This is a genomic window from Paenibacillus oceani (assembly GCF_014705615.1).
In the GTDB taxonomy this organism is placed as follows: Bacteria; Bacillota; Bacilli; order Paenibacillales; family NBRC-103111; genus Paenibacillus_AB; species Paenibacillus_AB oceani.
Window position 1 is genome coordinate 90,770 of sequence record NZ_JACXJA010000005.1, and the last position, 23,495, is coordinate 114,264.

At 54.7% G+C, this 23,495-nt stretch carries 21 protein-coding genes; 2 read left to right on the plus strand and 19 right to left on the minus strand.

Annotated elements, in window-relative coordinates:
• Window positions 1-37: 37 nt before the first annotated feature.
• The gene (locus tag IDH45_RS03985) at window positions 38-925 is read left to right on the plus strand and encodes a DNA alkylation repair protein (protein ID WP_190924924.1); all 888 of its coding nucleotides are present in this window, start codon (window positions 38-40) and stop codon (window positions 923-925) included.
• Window positions 926-1,162: 237 nt separating this feature from the next.
• Here IDH45_RS03985 and IDH45_RS03990 read toward each other — a convergent pair whose 3' ends face one another.
• Window positions 1,163-1,567: a hypothetical protein gene (locus tag IDH45_RS03990; protein ID WP_190924926.1), complete on the minus strand. Its 405-nt coding sequence runs from the start codon at window positions 1,565-1,567 to the stop codon at window positions 1,163-1,165.
• 365 nt (window positions 1,568-1,932) lie between these two features.
• On the opposite strand from IDH45_RS03990, the gene IDH45_RS03995 reads away from it, so the two are divergent.
• Window positions 1,933-3,756 carry a monovalent cation:proton antiporter family protein gene (locus IDH45_RS03995; protein ID WP_190924928.1) on the plus strand — a complete coding sequence of 608 codons (1,824 nt, stop codon included), beginning with the start codon at window positions 1,933-1,935 and terminating at the stop codon, window positions 3,754-3,756.
• A gap of 269 nt (window positions 3,757-4,025) precedes the next feature.
• Here the strand turns inward: IDH45_RS03995 and IDH45_RS04000 are convergent, their stop codons facing one another.
• The 18 genes from IDH45_RS04000 to IDH45_RS04085 form a co-directional block, all read right to left on the minus strand.
• Window positions 4,026-5,300 (minus strand): alpha-L-fucosidase, encoded by a 1,275-nt coding sequence (locus tag IDH45_RS04000; RefSeq protein WP_190924930.1) that lies wholly within the window; start codon window positions 5,298-5,300, stop codon window positions 4,026-4,028.
• 35 nt (window positions 5,301-5,335) lie between these two features.
• Window positions 5,336-6,286 carry an ROK family protein gene (locus IDH45_RS04005; protein WP_190924932.1) on the minus strand — a complete coding sequence of 317 codons (951 nt, stop codon included), beginning with the start codon at window positions 6,284-6,286 and terminating at the stop codon, window positions 5,336-5,338.
• A gap of 27 nt (window positions 6,287-6,313) precedes the next feature.
• Complete coding sequence (locus tag IDH45_RS04010) at window positions 6,314-7,006, minus strand: copper homeostasis protein CutC (protein WP_190924934.1); 693 nt, start codon at window positions 7,004-7,006, stop codon at window positions 6,314-6,316.
• Complete coding sequence (locus IDH45_RS04015; protein WP_190924936.1) at window positions 7,003-8,496, minus strand: M17 family metallopeptidase; 1,494 nt, start codon at window positions 8,494-8,496, stop codon at window positions 7,003-7,005. The genes IDH45_RS04010 and IDH45_RS04015 overlap by 4 nt, the downstream gene beginning before the upstream one ends.
• 52 nt (window positions 8,497-8,548) lie before the next feature.
• On the minus strand, window positions 8,549-9,541 hold the full coding sequence (locus IDH45_RS04020; protein WP_190924938.1) for an ABC transporter ATP-binding protein: 993 nt from the start codon (window positions 9,539-9,541) through the stop codon (window positions 8,549-8,551).
• The gene (locus tag IDH45_RS04025; RefSeq protein ID WP_190924940.1) at window positions 9,538-10,539 is read right to left on the minus strand and encodes an ABC transporter ATP-binding protein; all 1,002 of its coding nucleotides are present in this window, start codon (window positions 10,537-10,539) and stop codon (window positions 9,538-9,540) included. The genes IDH45_RS04020 and IDH45_RS04025 overlap by 4 nt, the downstream gene beginning before the upstream one ends.
• A 15-nt stretch (window positions 10,540-10,554) precedes the next feature.
• Entirely contained in the window at window positions 10,555-11,466 is a 912-nt protein-coding gene (locus IDH45_RS04030) for an ABC transporter permease (protein ID WP_190924942.1), read from the minus strand.
• 11 nt (window positions 11,467-11,477) lie between these two features.
• Window positions 11,478-12,404 carry an ABC transporter permease subunit gene (locus tag IDH45_RS04035; RefSeq protein ID WP_190925404.1) on the minus strand — a complete coding sequence of 309 codons (927 nt, stop codon included), beginning with the start codon at window positions 12,402-12,404 and terminating at the stop codon, window positions 11,478-11,480.
• Window positions 12,405-12,492: 88 nt separating this feature from the next.
• Window positions 12,493-14,100, minus strand: a complete 1,608-nt coding sequence (locus tag IDH45_RS04040; protein WP_190924944.1) for a glutathione ABC transporter substrate-binding protein — start codon at window positions 14,098-14,100, stop codon at window positions 12,493-12,495.
• Between the two features lie 143 nt (window positions 14,101-14,243).
• A complete protein-coding gene (locus tag IDH45_RS04045; RefSeq protein WP_190924946.1) occupies window positions 14,244-15,248 on the minus strand; it encodes an asparaginase in 1,005 nt (334 codons plus the stop codon).
• Window positions 15,249-15,285: 37 nt separating this feature from the next.
• A complete protein-coding gene (locus IDH45_RS04050) occupies window positions 15,286-16,443 on the minus strand; it encodes an ROK family transcriptional regulator (RefSeq protein ID WP_190924948.1) in 1,158 nt (385 codons plus the stop codon).
• A 228-nt stretch (window positions 16,444-16,671) separates the two neighbouring features.
• The gene (locus IDH45_RS04055; protein ID WP_190924950.1) at window positions 16,672-17,823 is read right to left on the minus strand and encodes a Ger(x)C family spore germination protein; all 1,152 of its coding nucleotides are present in this window, start codon (window positions 17,821-17,823) and stop codon (window positions 16,672-16,674) included.
• Entirely contained in the window at window positions 17,820-19,286 is a 1,467-nt protein-coding gene (locus IDH45_RS04060; protein ID WP_190924952.1) for a spore germination protein, read from the minus strand. Before IDH45_RS04060 ends, IDH45_RS04055 begins: the two co-directional genes overlap by 4 nt.
• Window positions 19,279-20,367, minus strand: a complete 1,089-nt coding sequence (locus IDH45_RS04065; RefSeq protein ID WP_190924954.1) for a GerAB/ArcD/ProY family transporter — start codon at window positions 20,365-20,367, stop codon at window positions 19,279-19,281. Before IDH45_RS04065 ends, IDH45_RS04060 begins: the two co-directional genes overlap by 8 nt.
• A 238-nt stretch (window positions 20,368-20,605) precedes the next feature.
• Window positions 20,606-21,478 carry a dihydrodipicolinate synthase family protein gene (locus IDH45_RS04070; RefSeq protein WP_190924956.1) on the minus strand — a complete coding sequence of 291 codons (873 nt, stop codon included), beginning with the start codon at window positions 21,476-21,478 and terminating at the stop codon, window positions 20,606-20,608.
• Window positions 21,430-21,891: a YhcH/YjgK/YiaL family protein gene (locus IDH45_RS04075; RefSeq protein WP_190924957.1), complete on the minus strand. Its 462-nt coding sequence runs from the start codon at window positions 21,889-21,891 to the stop codon at window positions 21,430-21,432. The genes IDH45_RS04070 and IDH45_RS04075 overlap by 49 nt, the downstream gene beginning before the upstream one ends.
• A complete protein-coding gene (locus IDH45_RS04080) occupies window positions 21,888-22,583 on the minus strand; it encodes a Gfo/Idh/MocA family oxidoreductase (protein WP_190925405.1) in 696 nt (231 codons plus the stop codon). Before IDH45_RS04080 ends, IDH45_RS04075 begins: the two co-directional genes overlap by 4 nt.
• Window positions 22,584-22,773: 190 nt before the next feature.
• Complete coding sequence (locus IDH45_RS04085; RefSeq protein ID WP_223836366.1) at window positions 22,774-23,304, minus strand: ABC transporter substrate-binding protein; 531 nt, start codon at window positions 23,302-23,304, stop codon at window positions 22,774-22,776.
• Window positions 23,305-23,495: the final 191 nt, after the last annotated feature.

Sequence of the window (23,495 nt, forward strand, 5' to 3'; positions counted from 1 at the left end):
CGATGAGATAGGGAGAATAAGAAGGTGCCGCGTGATCATGAAGAACAGGAGACTGGCCGGTTTGAACAATGCAGATACTAAGCTTGAAGGCGCAACGCTTCTGGAGCGTAAAGGAGCCCGTAAAGCCGGAGACATTCCGGAGCAGGTGATCGAGCTGCTGAATCGGGGTCAGCTGGAGACAGTAAACTTGACCGAATGGCTCGCCGTCGATCATACGGCCCTGCTTCAACATGTTCTTGCCGAGCTCGGATTAGTGCGCGATCAGGATATGATGAGGGATGGGCTGGAACAAGTCGTGGATAAGAAAATTATGAAGCTTATACCCGCACTTGCGAAGGAATGGCTTGGTTTGATGGAGCGTCTGCCGGAGGAGGAAGCCGGCCGAATCTTCGGTCTACTGTCTACGCATCGCTCGGACAGTGTACGATGCTGGGCTGCGTATATGATCGGACTGGATCGGAAGCTTTCGCTCGAACACCAATTGGCCGGTATTCGCCCGTTTGCCGCCGATCATCACTTTGGCGTACGCGAGATCGCCTGGATGGCCGTCAGGGAGCCGATTACCAGGGATTTATCGCAGGCGCTTCGCCTTTTAAACGATTGGGTGCATGACGAGGATGCCCATATTCGGCGATTCGCAATCGAAGCGACCCGTCCTCAAGGCGTTTGGGCCAAACATATTGCCGAGTTGAAGGTCAATCCCGGGATCGCGCTGTCGCTGCTGGAAGCGGTCCAATCGGATCCGGTCAAGTATGTGCAGGATTCCGTAGGCAATTGGCTGAATGACGCCGGTAAATCAAATCCAGATTGGGTCATCCGCATCTGCAGCGACTGGCTGGAAGTTTCGGATACAAAAGCAACGAAACGGATCGTGGCTCGGGCGCAAAGAAGTTTTGCGGGCAACCCGAAGAAAAGGTCCGAGTGAGGATGGCGATGGCGGTTTCCGATTATTAGAATGCATTGCTGTGACTTCAGCCGGACGAGTAAGCACTTTGTCGAGCTCCCAAGGGCACTAATAGAGTTCTTGCTCGATCGCCTTTAGAAGGAAGAAAAAAAGCTGGCGACCGTTCCTGTACGGTGTCAGCTTTTTTTCCTGTAACGTGCGTATTTTTCAAATTATCACCTGCGAGGACTCGAAGTCCGGTATATTAACGCGCGTCCCCTACTTCACGGCACGATCCACATACTCATACCAGATCTTATTCTCCTCGTCCGTCATATTTCCGCTCATCGAGGAGAAATCGATTTTCCGGTCAAAACGGTCCTTCAGCAGCGCAAATTGCTGGAACGAAGCCATAATCTTTTTCAATGAATTCGACCGGGCAACCTCCTCCAGCTTCCCGACGTCGGGACAGCCGCTCATCTTTAAGGTGTGGAGGCTCTCCAACTCACCCACAGCCGACATATCCCGGACCGCGGCGTTATTCAATACGAGCTCCTGCAACTTGCCGCAGCCTCGCACAAATTCCAGATTCGACAGGGTAACTCCATCCTGCTCCAGCTTCCGCAAATGAACAAGCTGCCCGATCGCAACGGCGAAGTCCGGCTTGATCGAAGAAATGCCCAAATACCTGAGACTCCGCTACGAAAACGGATTTCACCTGTAACTTTTATTATAAGTTCTGCAATGCGGACGGGCAGCGGTCTTTGTACCCATTTCATCCGTTCGTCCAGATGGGCGATACTCCCCTTCATTTATATGTCGTATACACGGCTATTTGTATGGAAAGGATTGATCCTTACAGTCGCATTAGGCTATGATGGTGGAAACCATTCGTTTCGAAGCGTCCCCGATACGCCTCATCCGCAGATGCCGGCATTCCGATTTCTGAGTCGGTACCGTGAATGCTGTTTCCCTGATGATACGGGACAGCCGGGTAAAGAACGATGAAACAAAGCTTGTCATATGAATCTGCATAGGGGGAACTGTTGTTGGAAGGACATACGTCGCTTGGATCTTTAACGCTCGTTGTCGCAATCGCTTTTTTCATCCCGATCATTTTGCACAAACTCCGGCTTAAAACGTTTCCGGTCGTAGTCGCCGAAATACTGGCCGGGTTGCTCATCGGTAAAAGCGGTCTCAACCTGATCGCCGACGATCCGTGGCTGGAGCTCTTATCGATGTTCGGACTGATTTATTTAATGTTTCTGAGCGGTTTGGAAATTGATTTCAGCCAGCTTGGTCGCAACAAAAAAACGAAGGGCGGCCCCCGCCCGCTTGCCGCCTCCCTGATCGTTTTTTGCGGTATTATGGCCGTTTCATACGGCCTCGGCTTCGGACTGATGAGCATCGGCTTCGTGTCTGAGCCTTACTTGATGATGATCATTATCGCAACGATTTCGCTCGGTGTCGTAGTTCCCGTTCTCAAAGAGCAAAAGCTGATCGACGCGCCTTTTGGCCAAACGCTGCTGCTTGTCACCGTCATCGCCGATTTCGTCACGATGATTATGCTCGCGGTATACATCAGCATGCTTAGCGAGTCTGTCGGAAGAATGGCGCTTCTGCTTGTATTTTTCGCTCTCGTCGTGATCGTGTATTTCCTGCTCAGGCGGTTCATGAAAGGGAAGCTTGCGGATGCGCTGCTGCGGGGAACGTCCCAACTCGGAACGCGCGGCGTCTTTGCATTAATTCTGATCTTTGTCGTGTTATCGGAAAATATGGGGGTAGAAAATATTTTGGGCGCCTTTTTGGCAGGCGTCGTCATCTCCCTGCTGCTGCCGGATAAATCGTTCGTTCATCAGCTCGAGTCGTTCGGCTACGGATTTTTGATCCCGATCTTTTTCGTGATGGTCGGTGTTAAGCTGGACCTGTGGGAGTTGCTGCAGAACTGGAAAATACTGCTGTTTATTCCGGTTCTGCTAATCGCCATCTACCTTTCCAAGATCGTCCCCGCTCTCGTACTGCGGTACTGGTTCAGCTGGAAGGAATCGCTGGCGTCCGGAATTTTGCTGTCGTCGACTCTCAGTCTCGTAATCGCGGCGGCTACGGTAGCGCTCGAAATCGGCATCATCGACGATTCGATCCATGGGGCGCTTATCCTGGTAGCGATCTTGACCTGCTTCATCTCGCCGATCCTGTTTAATCGCCTCGTTCCAAAGCGGGAGAAGAGCAAGCCGAAAATCTCCATCATCGGGGCGAATCATGTCACGCTGCCGGTATCGCAAGATTTGATGAACGAAGGGTACACGGTCGAGCTGTTCAGCGCGCATCCGTCCGGTCTGGAATCCAAGGAAGAGCAGTACAGCCGGTTCCCATTGACCGAAGTACAGATGTTGGATGTAGCGTCTCTGGACCGGAAAGGCGCTTTCGCTGCGGACATTATCGTGTGCGGTTCCATGGACGAGGTATTGAATATGCTCTTTGCACGCCATGCCCGAAAACTAGGGGTCGGACGTATCATCGTGCGCATGGAAGATCCCGAAACGATGGAGCAGGCGCAGGAGGAAGGGTTCACCGTTTTCTCCACCCTATACTCCACGCGTTTATTACTGAAAGGATTGATCGACTCGCCGAGCGCTGTGCGATTGATCACCCAGCATGACGATTCCATTCAGGAAGCGGTCGTACAAAATCCGGCCTATCATAACACCCTTCTGCGGGACATGCCGTTTCTCGGCAACACGCTGGTTCTCCGGATTTACCGCGGACAGTCGTTTATTATCCCGCACGGCTCGACCGAAATTCATGTGGGGGACCGCCTGCTTGTGAGCGGCGCAAGCGAGCATATTACCGAGATGAAGCGGGAGCTGGAGTAAGTCGTGTGAAACGCTTCGGCCAATGATAACCGGTTCTCGATTTCCAATCCTGCCACGATGTGTTAATGCTTGATGTCGGTTGCATCAGGAGATGCAAGATGATTGCAACTGCGTCGTGCAGCGGAGCGAACCGCTCAATCGCTTCCGCCGATGCTCCGAAATAAGGGAACTTTGTTGTGAGACGAAGCGCTCATTGTCCTGAATGAGTTCGCAAAAGAGACACGGCCATATCGCCGTGTCTTTTTTGCACGTTCTATGAAACTCGACGTTTATTTCAAATGAAGCTCGATTACCGTATCCCGCTCATCCGGCAGCTTGGCTCCCGCCAGCGTGATGAAAGCGCCGCTGTCGATGTCCGAATACTCCTCGGCCATCCAAGGCGTCTCCACTTTCAGCTCGGTACCGTCACGAAGCAGTCTCGCTTTCGCGATTTTGCCTTTTAAGCCTTCGAAATAAATCGGCCCGATGCCGCGATCATGAACGTGAGCGTACAGCTTGTTGCCGTTTTGGGTATACCGCCCCCACTCCGGCTTCGGCTTGTCGGCCGCGCCGCAGCCGTAGATGCTGTCGCCGTTCAGATGCAGCCATTCTCCGACTTCGCGTAGCACGTCCAGCGATTCCTTGTTGATTTCGCCTTTGGCGTCCGGTCCGACGTTCAACAGCAGATTGCCGTTTTTGCTTACACACTCGACCAGCGTGCGGATAACCTGCTGGGCCGACTTGTAGTTTTTGTCCGTAGACACGTATCCCCAATGATCGTTCAGCGTAATGCACGCTTCCCAAGGAACGGACTTGCCGTTCACGTCGACGATGCCTCCGGGCGGAATGATCTGCTCGGGAGAGAAGAAGTCGCCCGCATATTCCTCCGGCTCCGCCGCCCGGATATTGCCGCCCAAGCGGTTATCGATAATAATATCCGGCTGGATGGAACGGATCATCCGGACGAGCTCCGTCGCCTTCCATTTCTCGCCGGTCATATTGTCGTAGGAGAAATCGAACCACATGATGTCGATCTTGCCGTAGTTCGTCAACAGCTCTTTTACCTGACCGTGCATGTAGGTCAAGTAACGATCGAAATCGATCGGTTTGTCCTTCGCCGCCTCGTTGTCCCGGTCCGGATGAGCCTTGTCCCCGTAGCCCGGATAATCGTCATGATGCCAGTCGATGATCGAATAATACAGCCCGACCGCGATCCCTTCCTCGCGGAAGGCGTCGACAAATTCACGGACAAGATCACGGCCGGCCGGCGTGTTGGTCGCCTTGAAGTCGGTCAGCTTGCTGTCGAACAGGCAGAAGCCGTCATGATGCTTCGTCGTCAACACCGCGTATTTTTGTCCGGCGGCTTTCGCCGCTTTCGCCCATTCCTTCGGATTATAACGCGATGCGTCGAATTCGTCGAAATACGTTTTGTACAACTCGTAGCTCATCCGCTCGTTGCCCTGAATCCATTCCCCTCTGGCGGGAATCGAATACAGTCCCCAATGGATGAACATGCCGAACCGGTCCTGCAAAAACCAGCGGGTTCTCTGCTCCCTCGTACTCATGCGGCCATCCTCCGTTTCCGTAGTTACCAGTGCCGTTACGCCCGATGAAACAAAGCGGCTGCGCCGATCAGTCCGACATCGTCCCGGAGATCAGCCGGCACAATGTCATAGGTGCCGAGATACGGCTTCATAATATGTTTCTCTGTCTGGGCCCGCAGGACCGGAAAAAGCATATCTCCCGCCTTGCTGACGCCGCCCCCGATGACGATCCGGTCGGGATTAAACGTATGCACCGCGTTCGCAAGGCCGATCGCCATATACGATACCGCCCGCTCCACCACTTCGGCGGCAACCGGATCGCCCTGCCTGCTCGCCTCGAACACATGCTTGGCGGACACCGCTTCACCCCGTGCCGCAGCCAGCTCCGCAATCGCAGACGTTCTGCCGCGCATCAGCTCCACCGCCGAATCCCGGATCGCCGTGCCCGATGCGTACATTTCCCAGCAGCCTTTGTTGCCGCATATGCACTCCGGCCCGTGCGGTTCGATGATATTATGGCCCAGCTCGCCGGCGAAGGAAGTCGTCCCGAGCAGCAGCTTGCCGTCCAGTACGATTCCCGCTCCGATCCCCGTGCTGAATGTCACGTACACCATGTTCTCGGACTGTTTGCCCGCGCCTCGCACATATTCGCCCCACGCCGCCGCATTCGCGTCGTTCACGACCTGCACGTCGACGCCGAGCGCTTCGCCCATCCATTTCTTAAGGGGAACGTTTTCCCACTCCGGCAAATTCGTGCCGTGGAGCACGATCCCTTCCTTGCTGTTCACCGCACCCGGAGAAGCGAGCCCTACACCGGACAACGGGTATCCTTCGGATACGGAACGGATCATATCGATCATCCGCTGCACGACTTCCTGCGCCGTACGGGCATTCGCCGTCTCCATTCGCTCGCGGCCCAGAATCTCGCCTTTCGAATCGAACAAAGCGGCGGCAATTTTCGTACCGCCCAGATCGATCCCGACTACGTATTGTTCATTGGTATGCAAATGATTCACCTTTTTTCAAATCTATGATCAGCCGAATCTAAGAAGGCTGTCGGATAAAGCCTTCAGCTGTACAGGATCGATCGGAGACAACGAGGAGCGGCCATAACGCACCGCCGACCCGAAATGCACCTCGCTCACCCCGGTTTGTTCAATAAACGTTTCAATTCCGTCCAGCGTCAGTCCGCTGCCGGCCAAGATCCGCAGCGTCGTACCCCCAGTCGCCTCAACCAGGCTGCGTATAGCCGGAACCGACTCGGGAGCGGGCTTCGGTCCGCCTGACGTAAGTACGCGGGTAATCGCCGGATAACGAAGCAGCGTCTGCAATCCGGCCAGCTGATCCTCCAGCTCGTCGAACGCCCGGTGGAAGGTGACCTGCATCCCTGCGGCCCATGGAAGCATCGCCTCAAGCGCCGCTTCGTCGATCACGCCTTCGGACGTCAAGGAGCCGACTACGATGCCGGCCGCTCCCGCGGCGGCAATCGCCTGAATCTCCGCGATCATCGTATCCAGATCGTGCTTGCTGTATACAAAAGAGCGGCTGTGCGGCCGGACCATCACGTGAACCGGTATGCTTACCGAACGGACCACCTGTTGAACGAGGCCTATCCCGGGCGTCAATCCGCCTTCGGTAACGGCCGTAATCAATTCCAGCCGGTCGGCGCCGTTCTGTTCCGCTGTAAGCGCATCTTCCATACAAGTGGCGATCACTTCTAATTTCATGACGAAATCTCCCGATTGTCCGATTTATGTTGACGGGCATATTGTACGGCATAATCCGCAAGCAGTCTGGCCCCGTAACCGGTAGCCCCGGCTTCGGCGTACCCGACGTCTTGCTTGTACTGCACCGTACCGGCCATATCGATATGAACCCAGCTCATCGGCTCGGCGACGAAACGGCGGATGAACAGCGCCGCGACAATCGCTCCGGCAAGCGTGGAAGTGCCTACGTTGCGCAGATCGGCATAATGGCTTTTCAGCTCCGATTCATAGTCGTCCATCAAGGGCATCGGCCACAGCCGCTCGCCGTTGCGCTCGCCGATCTCCACCAGTGTCCGCGTCATCGCGGTATCGCCCCAGATCCCGGCGATTCCGAGACCCAGCGCGTCGCCGACGTTGCCGGTCAGCGTAGCGATGTCGATCGCCTGCGCCACGCCAAGTCCGGCTGCATGGATTAAGGCGTCAGCCAGCACGAGGCGGCCTTCTCCGTCGGTGTTCGCCACCTGAACGGTCAAGCCGTTCGGATACGTAATGACGGAAGACGGCAGCGTAGAGCGTGCGTCCGGCAAATTGTCCGCTACGGCGATCAGAGCGGTGACGCGAGTCCCGGCGCGCTGCCGGACCAGGATGTCCATCGCTCCGATGACGGCCGCCGCTCCGCCCATATCCATCCGGGCGTCGCTAATATCGCGGCCCGTCTTCGCATTCATGCCACCCATGTCGAAGGTAATCGCTTTGCCGACCAGCGCAAGCGTAGGCGCTTCGGAGCCGGGCAGTCCATCGTACGTAAGCTCGATCAGCGCCGGCGCATACAAGCTCCCGGCTCCGACGGTCAGCAGGCCGTTCATGCCTCGATCGGCCAGCTCTTGCCCCCGGTAGATGCGGATGCCGACCGGCTTGTCCTTGAACAGCTCCTCGGTCCATTGGACGAACGTATCCGGGTTTAACGCCCCTGGCGTCTCGTTCACCCAATCCCGCGTCAGGTTGGCTCCTTCCGCGCGATGGGCGGCGATCCGGATCACCTCATCCAGCTCCGCCAGCGTAAGCCCGTTCCAATCTTCCGACTGGAGGTTCAGGCGGACTTCCCCGACGAGCTTCGTCACGCCCCGGTACTTGTCGAACCGGTATAAGCCAAGCAACCAGCCTTCGATCCACGCTTGCAGCCATTCCGCCGCCACTTCCTTGCTGCGACCGATCTCTCGCTCCGCGAGGGGCTCCAGGCTTCCGACAAGCGTCCCGGCATTGCGCCCTTCCAGGAGCAAAGAGCGGGCCGAGGCTCCGCCTGCACGACGTACCCGCTCCAGCGTCGACCGGCTCCGCTCCCCCATTCCTGCGGAGAGCATATCCGTTTCGCCTTCCGTCCGGCTGTACAGCCACGTCATCGTTCCCGGCCGCTTCCGCGCTTCGCTGAGCGGATACGGGAATGTTTCTCCGGCATACGCCGGATACAGGAGAACGTCCGACGATCCGGCTTTATCGATAGTAATCAACATGGGCAATCCCTTCTTCAACAGTGATGGTGGAATACCGGCTGTATCGGCAGCCTTATTTGGCCGTTCTCATAATCTCTTCGTCGTACAAATGACAGGCGACCTGATGACCCGGCTCCGCTTCCTTGAACACCGGCTCCTTCACCTTGCAGATCTCCATGCAGGACGGGCATCGGGTATGGAACCTGCAGCCGGACGGCGGATCGACCGGACTTGGCAGATCACCTTTCAGAATAATCCGTTCCTTCTTCAGGCTCGGATCGGGTACCGGCACGGACGAGAGCAGCGCCTGTGTATACGGATGAAGCGGACGATCGTACAGCACGTCCTTCTCGGCCGTCTCCACCAGCGTACCCAGATACATAACTCCGATTCGGTCGCTAATATGCTCGACTACGCTCAGATCATGAGAGATGAACAAATACGTCAGTCCGTACTCTTCCTGAAGATCCTGCAGCAGATTCAGCACCTGCGACTGGATAGACACGTCGAGCGCCGATACGGGTTCATCCGCCACGATCAGGCTCGGACGGACGGACAGCGCCCGTGCGATCCCGATCCGCTGCCGCTGGCCCCCGCTGAACTCATGGGCGTAACGCTCAGCGTGAAAGCTGCTAAGACCTACCGTCTCCAGCAGCTCATGCGCCAGCTTGTCCCGTTCCTTCGTGCCAAGCTTCGTATGAATGAGCAGCGGCTCGGCGACAAGCTCTTTCACTTTCATCCGGGGATTCAGCGAAGCGTACGGGTCCTGGAATACCATCTGCATATCTTTGCGCAGCGGCCGCATCTGATTATCGGTGTAATCGCTGATGTTGTGCCCGTTAAACCATACTTCGCCGCCGTTAGGCTTCAGCAGACGCGTGATCAGCCGGCCCGTCGTCGACTTGCCGCAGCCGCTCTCGCCGACCAGACTGAACGTCTCTCCTTTGCGGATCGCGAATGTGATGCCGTCCACCGCTTTCAGATGTTTGGTAACACCGAACCAGCCTTTTTTGATCGTAAACGACTTTTGCAGCCCTTTGACTTCGATAAGTGGCGTCTCTTTCATTCGCTTCTCCCTCCTTCCTGAACCGGCTCCGTCAGCCAGCAGCGGCTTTTGCGGTCCGCCGCTTCTGCGAGGGGCAGCAGCTGCGGCTCCTCCGTTTGGCAGCGCTCCATCACGTGCGGACAACGCGGCGCGAATTTGCAGCCTTTGGGCATCGCGCTCAAATCCGGGACGTTGCCCGGGATGGACTCAAGCCTCCGGACTTTTTGCCGCAGCTTCGGTACAGAATGAATCAAGCCTTTCGTATACGGATGCTGCGGCCGCTCAAACAGGTCGGTCACCGACGCTTCTTCGACGACCCGTCCGGCGTACATGACGACGACGCGGTCGCACATCTCGGCAACGACGCCCAGGTCGTGCGTGATCAGCAGCATGCCCATCTCCTGCTCTTCCTTCAACCGTTTCATCAGATCGAGAATTTGCGCCTGAATCGTCACATCCAGCGCCGTCGTCGGTTCGTCGGCGATCAGCAGCTTCGGACCGCACGCCATCGCCATCGCGATCATCACCCGCTGTCTCATTCCCCCGGACAACTGGTGCGGATAATCGTTCATCACTTCGTCGGCGCGCGGAATCCCTACCAGCTTAAGCGTATGGATCGCATGCTCCCGAGCGCGCTTCCGGCTGTATCCGAGATGCAGCATAATCGGCTCTTCCAATTGAAGGCCGATACGCAGCACCGGGTTCAGCGAGGTCATCGGCTCCTGGAAAATCATCGCAAGTTCGTTCCCGCGAAACCGCCGCATTTCCTTTTCGTTCAACTGGGTCAAGTCGGTGCCTTGAAAGCGGACCGCGCCTCCGGCGATCCGTCCCGGCGTATCCTTGAGCAGCCGCATGATCGATAAGGAGGTTACGCTTTTACCGCAGCCGGATTCGCCGACCAGGCCCAATACTTCGCCTTTATTTATATGAAAGTCAACGCCGGACACCGCCATTACGCTGCCGCCATCGCGTCTGAACTCCGTTTTCAATCCTTGCACTTCAAGCAATCTAGGCGTCACGGTCTGGCCCTCCCCTTATTTTTTCGCTTTGGGATCTAGAGCATCACGCAGTCCGTCCCCAACCAGGTTAAAAGCAAGTACGGTCAAAAAGATCGCCGCTCCGGGAATGTACACAATATGCGGAGCTATGCTCAAGTAGTCCCGCCCCATGCTCAGCATGGCTCCCCAGTCCGGCTCGGTCGGCTTGGCGCCCATACCGAGAAAGCTGAGTGAAGATGCGGCCAATATCGCACCGCCGATTTTCATCGTCACATTCACAATAATGCTCGGAACCGTCTCCGGAAAAATATGCTTCCATATAATACGTCCGTTTTTGGCGCCCATCGACCGCGCCGCTTCCACGAACAACGTTTCTTTGGCCGATAAAGTAACACTGCGAATGATCCTGGCAAAAGACGGCGTGCCGAACACCGCTACGGCAATTACCACATTGGACAAGCCCGGACCCAGAATCGCGACGATTCCGATCGCGAGCAGCAGATCGGGAAACGAGAATAGCACGTCGCTGCCCCGCATAATGAGCCGGTCCAGCCATCCCCCGTAATAACCGCTAAGCAGCCCGAGCACGGTACCGAACACCGCCGCGATAAACACCGCGCTTAAGCTGACCGCAAGCGTCAACTGCGTCCCGTCGATAAGCCGGCTCATAATATCTCGGCCGTACTCGTCCGTTCCCGCCCAATGAGCGGCCGACGGAGGAGTCATCAGCGCGTCGTAATCCGGTTCATTCGGGTCGTAAGGAGTCAGATAAGGACCGAATAAAGCGACGATCACCAGCAATAAAATGAATATGCCCGCCGCAAGCGATAGCTTTTGCTTGCTGAAATTGCGAAAAAACTGGGCCAGGCGGCCTTTCGGGCGCGTGGTCTTAAGCGTTGCTCCAGGCTCGGAGGAACCGGCCCCCATGCTCGTCGAATTGTTGTTCATTAGATCTCCTCCTAGTTCGACGCATACCGGATTTTCGGATTCAGTACCCCGTACAGCAAATCGACGATAAGATTAATTAAGATAAACTGAGTGGCAAACAATAACAGGAGAGCTTGAATGACGGTGTAGTCCCTGAAAGCGATCGAGTCGACCAGCAGCCTGCCCAGACCCGGTATACTGAACACCGTCTCCACCATAACCGAACCGCCCAGCAAAAATCCGAACTGCAAACCGGCCACGGTTACGACTTGAATCAGCGAGTTGCGAAGCGCATGGCGTCCGACGACTACGAACTCCCGAAGTCCTTTCGCGCGTCCCGTCCGGATGTAGTCCTCTCTCATCGTTTCCAGCATCGACGATCTCGAGAATCGGGCCAGCATGGACATAATGCCCGCTCCAAGCGTAAGCGACGGCAATACGTACGATTTCCACGAATCCACGCCGCCTGTGGGGAACCAGCCCAGCTGTACCGAGAAAATCTGGATCAGGACGAGACCCAGCCAGAAGCCCGGCACGGAAATGCCGGATATCGCCGTCAGCATCCCGGTGTAGTCAGGCCAGCGGTTGCGGTATACGGCCGAGATCGTTCCGATCAGCAAGCCGATCACCAGTGCCCAGCCGAGGCTTGTAAATGTAAGAATGACGGTCGGGGTCAATCTGCTCATCAGCATGTCCGATACCGGCAAGCCGGAGCGCAGCGAACTGCCCAGATCGCCCGACAACAGTTTCCCCATATAGTTCAAATATTGCTGCCACAGCGGCAAATTCAGCCCAAGCTGCTCGCGTATGCCGTTAATTTCATCCAGCGTAGCATCCTTACCCGCTACGAGCCGCGCCGGGTCGCCCGGGATCAAGTGGATGAACAAAAAGACGAGCACCGATACGACAAACAGCAGAGGAATGACACCAAGAAGTCTTTGTAACGCGTATCTGCCCAACACGAGAGCCTCCCTTCAAGTATGCTAAGTACATAACAGGGGCCGCTTCCGCAGCAACATATACAGAAACGGCCCCGTTATCACGTGATTACTTCACTTCCGCATCGCGAACGCTAATCGAGCCGTCCGGGAATACTTTGACGCCGCTAAGGTAAGCGCGCTTGCCCGAGATGACCTGGTCGACGCCCATGAACGCCCATGGCGCGTCTTCCCAAATTTGCTTCTGAATGTCGGCGTAGATCGCGCCGGCTTGCTTCGGATCGATCGCCTTGTTGGCGTCCGCGATCCACTTGTCGACGTTTGCATTTTTGTAATAAGCGGTATTCGCTCCGGCAGGAGGGAACATCTCGCTGCTGAACAAACCTCTTGTCGCGCCGTCGGCATCGCCGGACGACGGGGACCAGCTTACGTACCACATTTGGATCTTCGCTTCTTCCGGCGTTTTGGCCGAGTTGATTTGCTGTGACAGCGTGCCGCCTTCCATCGATTTCACTTCCAGCTTGATGCCTACGAGTGCAAGCTGCTGCTGAATGAACTGCATGCCCTTCATTGTCTCGGAATCGTTTTCGCCCCAGATTTCGGCGGTGAACCCGTCCGCATAGCCGGCTTCGGCCAGCAGCTTTTTCGCTTTTTCTACATCGTACTCGTAGCCGGACTGCTTGGAGAAATACTGGGTTTTGGAAGACATCGTCGATTCCAGCTTCGCTCCCAGACCGGATTTGACGACTTTAATATAAGCGTCTTTATTGATTGCATAGTTGATCGCTTGACGTACTTTCACGTCGCTAAACGGCTTTTTCATCGTATTCAGCGTAACGTAACGTACGATCGTCGAATCGATTTTGTCTACGACGATATCTTTTTGTCCTTCCACCTCGGATACCTGCTCGGTCGGCATCGGATAGATGAAGTCCGCTTCGCCGGTTTTCAGCATCGCGATCCGCGAGCCGTTCTCCGGTACCGGCTTGAACGTAATGCTGTCGACTTTTGGAAGCTCTTTTTGACGGTAATCGGTGTTTTTCACGACTACGAGACGATCGCCCTGCACCCATTCCTTGAATTTGAACGGACCGGTTCCTACCGGATTTTTACCGATATTCTCACCTTGCTCTTTCAAAGCCTTCGGGCTGACCATCAGGGCCATCGCCATTTTGTTCAGGAATGCGTTATACGGCTCGCTAAGGGTAATGACAACCGTTTTGGCGTCTTTCGCTTCTACGTTCGTTACTTTTGCGAAGCTTTTGCGAAGTCTCAGGTTGTTTTTCTCGTCGCGCAGACGGTCCAGATTAATCTTGACCGCTTCGGCGTTGAAATCGGTGCCGTCATGGAATTTGACGTTATCCTTCAGCGTAAACGTGTAAACGAGACCGTCCTCGCTGATCTTGTGGGACTCGGCCAACACCGGCACGACGTTCATATTCTCGTCGAAGCCCATCAACCCTTCGTACATCGTTCTAGCGCCTGTAATCGAATGGGTATCGCTAGTATTGTGGGGATCGAGCGTAATAAAATTGGCGTTGATGGCAACCACGATGTCCTTGTTGTTTTTGGAAACCGTTTTACTGCCTTCGCCTTGACCGGCGTTAGCGCCTTCTGTGCTTTCGTTGCCGGCTTTGCCGCCACAACCTGCGGCCACTACCGCTACGATCAGCAGCAGCATCAGCATCGACCATGTTTTTCTTCCCATAGCCTTCATTTTTGTTTCACTCCCCAAGGTGTTTGTTTGTATAGAATCGCTCCTGCCCTGCGCCGGACACGGAAGTTGGATCAAGCCGTTCGTGAATCAATCCGGGCCGTTCCGCTCCCCCGCCTTGGCGCAGATCAGGAAGTTATTCTCGATCAGGCTTGCAGTTCGAATACCGCCCGGCGTTCGCCGACTTCCGTGCCCCCGTCGTTAACGATCGTATTGGGAACCAGCTTGTACAGCCGCTCGATCGTCTCCAGATTGTCATACCCGAGGCGCTCCAGAATCGAGGCGATGATGCACGGCCATACTAACTCGGAGCCATCGGATACTTTCAGGGAGATGCCCAGCCTTTCCTTCCGGAGACCGATGCCGTATACCCCCTTCGCCCCGCCCTTGGCCGTCAAATTCGGGTCCTTGAGCAGCTCGGAGCATACGAACCGTGTATCCGCTATCATGTCGGGATATTCATTCATGAGCTTGGCCATCCTTGCAGCAGCATCGCGCGTCTCTTCATCTTCGATCAGATCCGGGCAAGCGAGCTTCAAGAAAGAGTAGCCGATTTTGTACAGCGGAAGCGCGAAGATCGGCAAGCCGCAGCCGTCGACACCGTGCGGAATCGACTCTTCCGGCACTTCGGCGAAATAAGCAAGTGTCTGAACGATTTCCTTCTGAACCGGATGTTCCGGATCGTAGTACGTCCGCTCGTCCCAGCCCATATGTTTGCACAGGGCGATAAGACCGGTATGCTTGCCCGAGCAGTTGTGGAAAATTCTCCGCTTCGGCTCATGGGCCTGATGCCGGAGCGCCTTCGCGTCTTCGTTCAGCGGGTACGTCGCGCAGCAATGAAGCGCGTCTTCCGAAATGCCGGTTTTGCGAAGCATCGATTCGAGCGCGTCGATATGGAACGCTTCACCCCTGTGGGATGCCGCAAACAGTGCGGCTTCACGGCCTTCAAGGCCATATACGGTTTCGATCCGCCGCTTCATCGCGGGAATCGCCTGAAACGGTTTGGCCGCCGATCTCAAAAACGTAAGATGCTCCGGATTGCCCGCCGAGTACAGGACCTTGCCTTTCTCGTCGACAACGGCAACGGCTCCATAGTTTACATTCTCCAGCACGCCGCCCCGGTATTCTTCCACTAAAGGTATGAACCTCATCTTGTTCCCTCCCAAATTCAACCATGTGCGGTCCCGTCTACTCCAAGGCAAAAAAACAATTTTGCGACATCAATCCGGAACCGATGACGACGCCTTGCTCGCTTAGCTCCGAACGCAGAATCGTGAACGTTCCGCGCAGCGGCTCCCAGACGAATCTGGTGATACACAGCTCCACAACTTCCTGGTAAATCTCCGGGAACTTGTCCGCCAGCTCTCCGCTTAATATAACGCTGTCCGGGTTATACATGCATACGACGTTATTAATCGTAATCGCCATGTACATAAGCGCCCGGTCGATCAAATAAACGGCCCAGCGTTCCCCCGCCCGCCTTGCTTCAAACAACTCTTCAATCGTGCGGACCGGATGCGTCTTGTTCGCTTCGGCCAGCAGCGAGTGGATGTTGATATACGTTTGCAGGCAGCCCGCTTTCCCGCAGTCGCACATCATCCCGTTCGGGTCGATCGTCGTATGGCCGATTTCACCGGCACTGTTCGTTTTACCGCGGTAAATCTCCCCCTCGACGATAAGCGCAGAACCTACGCCGTTGCCGAAGCCGAGCAGCGCGGTACGGTTCGAGCCGATGGCGGCGCCCTTCAAATGCTCGGCAAGCGCTTTCACTTTGAGCTCATTGTCCACCGCCACGTCGTATCCGGTAATTTCCTTCAACCTTTCGGCGAGACGGACATTTTTCCAGCCAAGCTGGACGGAGAAAATGACGACTCCGTTGTCGTTGTCTACGATCCCGGGAAGGCCGATACCGATTCCGATCAGGCGGGCGCAGTCGATCTCATTTTCATGGGTCAGGCGATTGATCTCGGCTCCGATCCTCTCCAGCGTAATCTCAGCGCTTTCATCCGCCGCACGCGGATACGTGCCGCTGGCTACCACCTTACCCTGAATGTCTACGATGCCGATATGGATGCGATGACGGTCCAGCTCGACGCCGACAGACAACACGGCAGCATCGACCATCGCTAGCAGCGTCGATTTGCGGCCCAAGCCGGCGGATACTTGTTCGGTTTCGAGCAGGTACCCTTCTTCCGTCAGCTCGCCGACGATGCGGCTTACCGTAGTGGGACTCATGCCGGTCTGCTTGGCGATGAAAGCACGGGAGATCGGCTGCTGGTTTTTGATGATTTCAAAAACAGTGAGCCGGTTTTGCCTTTTCATAAAATCCTGATCGTGTTTTTTCACTATCTATCTCCCCATTATTTTCACCAGTGAACAAATTAATAAAAATTATAACGTTTTCACAGTGAAAAAACTGATGTTTTTTAAGATATTATATTATTTTCGATTTATATTCTCCAGTGGTATTAATATTAAAGGATGAATTGAATGGCTGTCAATATAAAATCAATCATTTATATATTAGATAAATCTTACAAGGAGCGGGACCGGTTCAACTGAATATTCCGGTCCCTATCTCTTGATTTTGGATATTCCCCCGCTTACGATATCCACACTGACTTCGATGGATACGATCGAATCGGGCCGGAGCGGCAGCTTGCCATTCCGAATCAGATCGTGCCACTGCTTCGGCTTGGCCCGGTATAACGCTTCGGATAAACCGAGGACATCCGCTCCGAGGTTGAGTCCCTCCGTATAGGTTTTTTTGATCTCCGACTTGATTTTCGCTTCGGCCAATCGCTCGAGCTCTTTCTCCTGTACATCCTGTTCCAATTGGGGGATATTGCCTGCTGCAGATATCGAGATTCGGAACGCGGCTTTTCCTCCGCTTACCTCCGCTTCGATCCGGGGCTTCACATTTTCCAAGACAATGGTCGATTCCGTTGCCGCCCCGCCTTGTCCGGACTTCACATATAGAGGGGTCCGAACCGTCTTCGGATTTAACCAGCGGAGACCATGAAGCGATATGCGGGGCATATCCCCTTTGTAGCTCTTGTTATGAAAAACGCCAATTCCGCTCATCTCCAGCTTCGGCTTCACATTCCCGTTTTCTCTCCAGCTATCGTCAATCGCCAAAAAAGGAAGTTTGAGCGCCTGGCTTTTTTCATGCCAGGTGCGTATGAAGTCATACAAATATATAGGGGCTACAACCGAGTTTTGCGCATATATATCTTTCGGGTCGTTGAGCTGCGAGTAAACAACGGACACATTTTGGATTGGCGTAGCTTCAAACACCCGCTCGATCGGTTCTTTCGTCGCGAATACCCATATCGTATACCGATTTTCGTAATATCGGTCCCACACGTCGAATACCTGCTCGATAATACGTTTCTCTAAAGCCTCTTCGGTAAAGACTAGCGATTTTACATGACTCCAGGCAATACGCTGCTGCGCCGTTGTGTACATATTAAAAACCGCCTTGTCGAACGAATCGCCCTCGGCTTTGACAATAGATACCAGCTGCTTCTGGGCTTGATCTCCGCCTTCTTTTTTCGCCACGTTAAAGAAGCTGACCACCTGTCCGTAAAAAACGACTTTCCCGTCCTTATAGTCGACCCCTACGGAATTCAGGTAGACCAAATGCTCGATCTCCCGGATCCCCCAGCAGCCCGTCAGCAACAACGGGATCAGGGCGGCCGCCAGCAAGGTGCGAATCGCTCTCATACCGGATTACCTCCTCCTTCCCCCCGCTTCTTCTTGCGCAACGAAGCGGGGATGGATATCCGCTTGCCCCACGGAAACCGGAACAGAACTTTCCATATATCCCGGGCATCGGGCGGAGCGAGCGGCTCCATGTAATAAACGCCGAACGACTTCAAATTGACCAGATACAGCGCCATCGCCAGCAGACAAAAAAGAAACCCGAACAAGCCGAGCAGACCGCTGACCAGCAAAATGACTCCGCGCAGTATACTGACCATTCCGACAATTTGCTGGTTTACCAGCGTAAACGTAGCCATCACCGATATGGCGACGATCACAATCGTTCCCGGCGCCGTAATTCCCGCGCTTATGGCAGCCTGGCCGATAATTAATCCTCCGACCACCGACAACGTTTGTCCGAAAGCGGAGGGCAGCCTCATTCCCGCTTCGCGAAACAGCTCGAACAGCAGCAGCATGACGAAAGCTTCAAGCGGTACGGGCAGCGGTACACCTTGTCTGGAAATGACGAGGGTAGCCAACAGCGAGAACGGAATCTGGTCTTGATGATAGGACATGAGCGCGATCCAAAAACCTGGTAAAAATAACGAAAACAATAACCCGAGCATCCTCATAAGCCGTGTAAACGTAACGAAAAGATTAGCCGTATGCGCATCCTCCGAGACATTCATAATATAGGTCAGCGTCACCGGCGCAATCGACGCGGTCGGCGAACCTTCGACCAGCAATACAAAACGGCCGTGCAGCAAGGAATTTACGGCATAATCCGGCCGCCCGGTATACGCAAACTGCGGAAACAAAGAGAAACCGGAAAGCGTCTCCTCGAGCTGCGTCGAGCTGATCAGTTCGGGCAGGTTCAAGCCGCCGAGCTTGCTCCGAATCTCGCTCAGTACGTCGGAATTAATCCGGTTGTTCATGTACAGCAGCGCTACCTGAGTTTCCGTCTCACTTCCGAACCTGTAGTAATCGGCCGCAAGCTTGTTTGATTTCAGCCTTTTGCGAATCAAACCCAGGTTGAGGGTTAATTCTTCAGTGAATCCGTCTTTGGGACCTTTTATCGAGACTTCGGTATTCGGCTCCTCGGTGTTTCGGGCCGGGATATCCGAGATATCGATAGTGCAGAGCGCTCCAAACGATTCGAACCACAACAGGAGTTCGCCGCGAAACACCCTCCGTACGATCGCCTCCTCGTCCGAAGGATCATCCACCCGAACGATTCTCAGCTTCACATGCCGCTCCAGCTCTATGAAGTCCGGGATCGGGCGGCTTCGGAACAGATCGAACAGACTCGGTATGACCAGCCGGTTCAGATGATAAACATCGCACAGGCTTTCGCAATAGACGAGCTGAACGGCCGTATGCCGCCCATCGCCCGCTCCGGGCAGCTCCAGGGTATCGATCTTGACATCGCCGCACAATGCGAACAGCTCGACGATCCGGTCCGCGAAGGCAGTAGCGTCACCCAAGATTCGTTCCTCCTCTTCTCTTCGCGTGGATCAGCACTATAAAGAGCAGACTGTAAACGGTCATAACCGCCAATACGACAGGCAGCACATAATCGCGCAACGCATCCAGAAACTGATCGTCGCTGCCCGGATATACGGCAACCGCTACAGAGACGAGCAGAACGGATACAAGCACCGCCTTTTTCCTTCGCTTATCGTGAACGCCCAGCAGATCCGCTACAAGGAACATCGTCAGGGAAATCCGGATAAATGCGCCGGAAAACCATTGATAAATGCTGAAGAAATCGAGATGCTCGATGTAACGTCCGATTGTTACCAGCCTCCATTCCTCATATGCCGGGTATCTCAGCTTGCCCATCAGCTCGGGCCCAAACTCCGCAATCCCTCCCATCACCGGGCCGATCGTCAGCCCCACTAATAGGAAGGCCGCGGTAAGGACGCTCCATACGGAATACGGCGTTCGGATATACTGCTGCAAAAACAAAATGATGATCAGCTCGATCAATCCCGCCCCTACGTAAACCACTCCGTGCCAAACCGGGCCCATGCCGTACTCAAGCATAGGTCGGAGCAGGGTGTAACGTTTATGCGGAAAGTTGGCCGTCATTACGAAAAAACCGAATGCCACTACAAAAGGAAGCAGCAGCACCGACAAGCTCGCGATCGAACGAATGCCGAAATAAGCATTGAATAGACATAAAAGACCGAATAAAGAGGCCAGAACAAGGATCGGAACTTTGGGCAGAAACGTCAGGTGAATCCAGGTCGCCGTATCCCGCAGCGTGACGGAACTGATCAAAACCATATATACACAGGCGATCGATGCCATCGCTCTCGCCAGCAGCGGCGAATACGCTTCGCCCAGCCATCTGAAAATATGGAGGCCGCGCGTCCTTGCCAGTGCCGTGTACAACAGTGCGCTCCATCCTAAAAAAATGGCGCCTGCTAGAAGCACGCTGATCCATGCGTCCCGCTTCGCACCGTCCATCAGCACCGGAATGACGATAACGTGATTCATCAGTCCGGTTCCCAGCATCAGAATCATTGTCGTCTGAACAAATGTGATCGAGCCCCTATTCATGATTGCCCTCCCCCATAATCCCTGCTGGTTGGTCAGGAAACGATCCCCATCCTTAATTTTGCTGAATATCCCCGTAATTATTCTTGATTCCCGTTATACCGCCGCAAAAACGGCGGGGAACGGTCGGGTGCAGAAGACGGTCGTCCGGCCGAGGCCGTAATCGGCGCTTCCAGACAGCGCGAAAAGGCCCGGACCTCCGTTGGACCGGGCTGCTTAGTGCATTATAATCCCGCGAAATTCATGCTCCCATTTCAGCGGTCAGATCCTGTATCTCGCGATTCAGCTCAAGAAGAGACGCCCGGAATTCTTCGCCTACTGGCAGAAGCGGCAGGCGGGGCTGGCCGGTTTCGATTCCGCGTAAAGACAATATAGATTTGCAGGCTCCGTATAAGGACGGATAACCGAGCAGCTTTTTAATAATCCGGTTGATCCTGAATTGAAGCGCCTTGGCTTCATCCAGCTTATTTTCGGAGAAAAATCGGTCAAGCACGCAGAACAGCTCCGGCATAACGCCGTACGTTCCGCCGATCCCGCCGTCGGCCCCCATCGCCCGTCCGCCCAGAAACTGTTCGTCGGGACCGTTAAACACGAGGAAATCGTCTCCTCCAGCCTCTTTGAACTGCTGAAGCTCAAACGTGCTTTCGCCGGACATTTTTACGCCGATTACTTGGTCCTGCTTCGCCATCCGCTCGAGTAACGGCATCGAAAGATGAAAACCCGTCGTTTGCGGAGTGTTGTAAATGATAAACGGAAGCGAAACGGCGTCGATCATCTTCTGCCAATGCGTCTCCACCGCTTTCTCCGAAAGCCGGTAATAGATCGAAGGGACGGCTGAGATCGCGTCAGCCCCGCTAAGCTCCGCATGTTTGGCCAGCTCTACACTTTCACGGGTGGAATTCGCACCGACGTGAACGAGTATTTTTAGCTCCCCCTTCACCTCTTCCATCACGGCGTGCAGTACCTGCATCCGCTCTTCCGCCGTCTGCAGCATCCCTTCGCCGGAGCTCCCGCCGACGTAAAGTCCCTTTACACCGGTTCCCGCGTAATAACGCGCCAATTGCTTCACCCGCTCGCTGTCGACATTCCCGGAGTCGTCATAAGCGGAATACATCGCAATATAGATGCCCTCATATTCGGGCCGACCCGATGCGCATCCTCGGGGAAACAGATGAGGAAGCTGCCGGGTTCCAAATACCCGCCAAACACACACGTTGAAGACGCATCGCCCAGCAAATAGTCCGACTCGCTATCGTACTCCGTTGCGTTCGTCAAATTATCCACATGGGTGACCTCCACATATTCCGTTCCTTCCAGAACGACGTGAACGTCAATATATTTCCGGTGGGCTTCGAAACGTTTCTCGTTCCGCTCGGCTGTCGCGAATTCGATTCTGTTTTTGGCAAAGTCCGCTTGAGTACCGTCCGTCTCTTCGTCCAGACCTGCCATCAGATCCGTCACGCAGCTTGCCATTCGCGGATTCAGAAACGCATATTGCGGCAAATTGGCGATTTTATCGTAAATCATTGCACCGCCACTCCTTCGGACGCTCCTATTACTTCGTCCACACTCACTTTCCGGTCTTCGCGAAGCGAAATCGTCAGCGCGTCCGCAGTCGCTATGGAAGCTCTCGCCGCGGTCCCGTCCAGCAGCGGCTTAAACTCTTCTTCTACCTCGGCTCCTTGCATAATGCTATGGAAATAAATCATTTCTTTCTTCATAATGCTGCCGAGCCACATCGGCGGAGTCTTGTCCGGCTTGCCGTACATAATTGCGCCGTCCATCTCGAGCCCTTTGTAAATACGGGTCCGGTCGTCGTCCTCCTCCTGCGACTCGTGCAACAGAAACCGTCGTTCTCCCTCCGGCGACTTCAGCACGACCTTTACATCCTGCAAATCTATTAATATAGCACCTTTGGTGCCCTGAATTTTCACGAAATGGTCGCTCCAGCGGAACGCTGATCCATATTGGAGAGTCGCATAGCGGTTACCCTCGAACTCCAGCGTAATAAACAGCATATCGTCCTCGTCTCCGTACAACTCGCCTTGATGAGCCACATTGCCGCCCGACATGCATACGTGCCGCGCCGGCCCCATCAGAAACTGAATGAAATCGAGCTCGTGAATATGGTGGTAAAGATGACCGCCCGAGATCGCCCGTTTTTTCTTCCAGCTCACTTCGGCCTGAGCTTCCTCCCATCCGTTGCGTTTCGCATAAATTGATCCCGTCGATGGCCGCTTTGCTGGTCAGATTGGCTTTGCCGTCCTTCGTAATAAGGGCATCCCCGGCCGAACGGACGTACAGATTCAGGAAGCGGGTCGCCATCATATCGCCTTGTCCCATCGGTACGGAAAGTCCGTATACATCGGGCGGGTTATTCAGTTTTTTCGCCGTTTCGAACAGTTCGTCCTACGTTTTCGGCACTTCCAGATTCGCTTGTTTCAGCAAATCTTTGCGGTACCACATCACCTGCGCGTGAGAGTACAGCGGTATCGAATAATTTTTCCCCTCTACGGTTCCTTCTTTAAGCGGAGCTTCGTAAAACCGGCTGCGCCCGATCTTGTCGATCACATCGTTAAGCGGAACCAGGGCGTCGGCATCCAGCATCTCCACTACATGGTTCGGCAGCGCCGTGCTGACGTCCGGCACTTGACCGGCCATCAGTCCGGTCGTCCATTTCGTGTAAAACTCCGGCCACGCGAACGTCTCTATCTTGATTTTGACGCCCGGATGTTTCGCCATAAAGGCGTCGACCGCTTCTTTCATAAAATCGTTGCGCGCTCCTTGCGTAAACGAGTGCCACATTACGATCTCGCCTTGCATCTGATCCGATCCCGCGCTTCCCGTTCCGTTTTTCGGAGCCTCTTCCGTACTTTGGCCGCAGGCCGATGCCAGTACCATCATCGACGCCATCGCTGCAAGCAGTGCTTTTCGTTTCATAGCTTGGACCCCTTTCGCGATGAAGATTAATAGCGTTCATACAACGTCAATCAAAAATGATCAAAAAATGCTACTGGATTCATATTCATTAGTATTGCCGCTTGAATGGCCTTAACTCCACCTTGGCATCCCTCCGCATCAGTATGCGCTTTCAGTTTTTCCCTACGCCTATAACAATAGCCAAAAAAGAA